Below are 1,233 nucleotides of genomic sequence, written 5' to 3'. Positions count from 1 at the left end.
GGTGATTATGCAAACCTACACTCCTGAAGAATGGGCTGAACAAAACAGCTAAGCGATTCGAGTTAAAACGACAAGGCAACTATGGATAAATTAATGATTGGCGGCGGTGTCGCGTTAGATGGCGAAATTCGCATCTCTGGCGCAAAAAACGCAGCCTTACCAATTCTCGCGGCAACTTTGCTCGCCGATGAACCTGTTTCGATTGGCAACTTGCCACATCTTCATGACATCACCACGATGATTGAATTGATGGGACGTATGGGCGTTGAGTTATTGATTGACGAGAAATTGAGCGTCGAAGTCAATGCGACAACGATTCAAGACTTAACTGCGCCCTATGATCTAGTCAAAACTATGCGCGCCTCTATCTTGGTGCTTGGTCCTTTGCTAGCTCATTTCGGTAAAGCACATGTTTCGTTACCAGGCGGATGTGCAATTGGTAGTCGACCTGTTGATCTGCACATCAAAGGTTTGCAGGCAATGGGTGCGGATATAGTAGTTGAAGATGGCTATATCAAGGCAAGCTCAAATGGACGCTTGAAAGGCGCAACCATCGTATTCGATGTCATCACCGTAACAGGTACTGAAAACTTATTAATGGCTGCTGCGCTTGCTGAAGGCAAAACGATCCTGAAAAACGCTGCGAGAGAGCCAGAAGTTGTCGATTTGGCAGAATGCTTGATCGCAATGGGTGCCAAGATCACAGGCCATGGTACTGATGTTATTGAAGTGGAAGGTGTCGAGAGCCTAAAAGGCACGCATTATGACGTAATGCCGGATCGTGTAGAGACTGGAACATACCTCGTTGCAGCAGCAGCAACACGCGGTCGCGTTAAACTAAAAGATACACGAGCAGATTTACTAGATGCTGTATTAGTTAAGCTTGAAGAAGCGGGTGCAGAAATCACAACGGGTGAAGACTGGATCGAACTAGATATGAAGGGTAAACGTCCGAAAGCAGTTTCGGTTAAAACAGCGCCTTATCCTGCTTTTCCCACGGATATGCAAGCGCAATTCGTATCAATGAATTGCGTCGCTGAAGGTTCAGGCTCAATTACCGAAACAATTTTTGAAAATCGTTTCATGCACGTGCAAGAGCTACAGCGTATGGGCGCTGATATTAAGGTCGAAGGCAACACTGCGATTATTACAGGCGTTGAAAAACTTCATGCAGCGCCGGTTATGGCAACAGATTTGCGTGCTTCTGCAAGTCTTGTAATCGCAGGATTACTG

At 46.3% G+C, this 1,233-nt stretch carries 1 protein-coding gene; it reads left to right on the top strand.

All coding sequences use genetic code 11. The annotated features are described in order from the left end of the window. Positions 1-81 precede the first annotated feature (81 nt). The coding region (gene murA / locus A3738_RS21280) for a UDP-N-acetylglucosamine 1-carboxyvinyltransferase (protein WP_068763843.1) at positions 82-1,233 on the top strand (1,152 nt) is incomplete at its 3' end.

Source organism: Oleiphilus sp. HI0066, from assembly GCF_001635725.1.
Note: the sequence above shows the minus strand (reverse complement) of the source record. Positions and strands in the feature narration are given on the sequence as shown.